General features: G+C 62.3%; 2 protein-coding genes. Both read right to left on the bottom strand.

What is annotated here, in order from left to right:
• A partial coding sequence (locus tag EOA38_RS36700) for a DNA ligase (RefSeq protein ID WP_245481021.1) occupies positions 1-503 on the bottom strand: 503 nt, incomplete at its 3' end.
• Between the two features lie 534 nt (positions 504-1,037).
• Positions 1,038-1,370, bottom strand: a 333-nt coding sequence (locus tag EOA38_RS36695; protein WP_145966296.1) for a helix-turn-helix transcriptional regulator, incomplete at its 5' end; no start/stop codon positions are given.

Raw genomic sequence — 1,370 nt, 5'->3', positions numbered from 1 at the left:
ACGCCATTGAGCCCGATTTTCGCGATGGCGCGAAAGAGCGCCAGCGCGTCGCCCTCAAAATGCTCACAGTATTGGATCTTGCCGGCGCCAGGCTGAACCAATTGCCGCAGCGCCCGCTTGCGCTGCAGCAAGGGCAAGGAGGCAAGATTGCGACCGTCGAGATGGAGGATGTCGAATGCGACGAACACCAGCCGGTTCGGCTCGTTCCAGATCGCGGCTTCCAGCCCAGGGGAATCGGGCGCACCCCGCACGCCTGACACAATCACCTCGCCGTCGAGGATGGCGGCCCGGCATGGCAGTTCGACCGCCAGCGCGATGGGCCAGTATTTTGTCGTCCAGTCACGGCCGTTCTTGTTGTAGAGACGCACGCCGCCCGTATCGATGATGATCTGCGTCCGGTAGCCGTCGAGTTCGGCCTCGTGAACCCACCCCTCATCTTGGGGCGGCCGCTCGACAAGAGTTGGCATCTGCGGCGGAATGAATTCCAGCCGGTCGCCGTCCACCTTGTCACGCTTACCCAACTACGCCACCATCTTTGACGGATAGCGGTGGCGCGAGCGGCACAGGCGATCCGATGTCCCCCAACTCGGACACCTGCCGCCTGTGCCGAGCCCCCCACTAAGCCATCGGGCCCCCACTAAGCCATTCTGCGACGGAATGAACGCCAGCCGGCCGCCCCGGCACGCTAACCTCGATTACGCCACCATCTTTGACGGACAGCGGTGGCGCGATCGGCACAGGCGGTGCGATATTCCCCCCAACTTGGAAACCTGCCGCCTGTGCCGAGCCCCCGCTAAGTCATCGCAAACATCTACGAATGAGGTCGCATTGTCGTTAGCTGCCCATCCAAATACTTATCCCGGCGTACATATCTCGATATCGGCGCGGCATCTCTCCCAGGGCTTGTGCTATTTGGGGTGCCGTCAGCCCACGCAGTCGCCGTGCCCAGTTACGGGATTGCCACCCGGCACGCAGCAGAACTCCGGGCCGCATTCTGATGAAAACGTCGCCGATCTCGACCGACGCCGACGGCCTGCTCAGCGTCCAAGCGCCTTGAGCCAATCCTCAAAGGAGGAGGCCTTCTCGTGCTCGCCAGGCGAAACAGAGTGAGCCGGGTGCGGCAATACCATGGTCCTGCGGCCTTCCCGGGGGCTGTAACCGAATTCCTTGCTGAACGCCCGGCTGAAGTTTGCCGCCGAACTGAACCCGAAGGCTTCCGCAATTTCAACAATGCGCCGGCTGTCCGCCGGATCGCTAAGCGCAAGATGGGCCGCCAAAAGTCGGCGACTTTGAATGTAATGGAGAACACCACCACTCGGTTCGAACAACTGATAGAGGCGAGATCGCGAGACGCCGAGCGCCCGGCACAT

This window comes from Mesorhizobium sp. M1E.F.Ca.ET.041.01.1.1 (assembly GCF_003997355.1).
Classification (GTDB): Bacteria; Pseudomonadota; Alphaproteobacteria; order Rhizobiales; family Rhizobiaceae; genus Mesorhizobium.
This window is presented reverse-complemented; position numbering and strand designations above follow the sequence as displayed.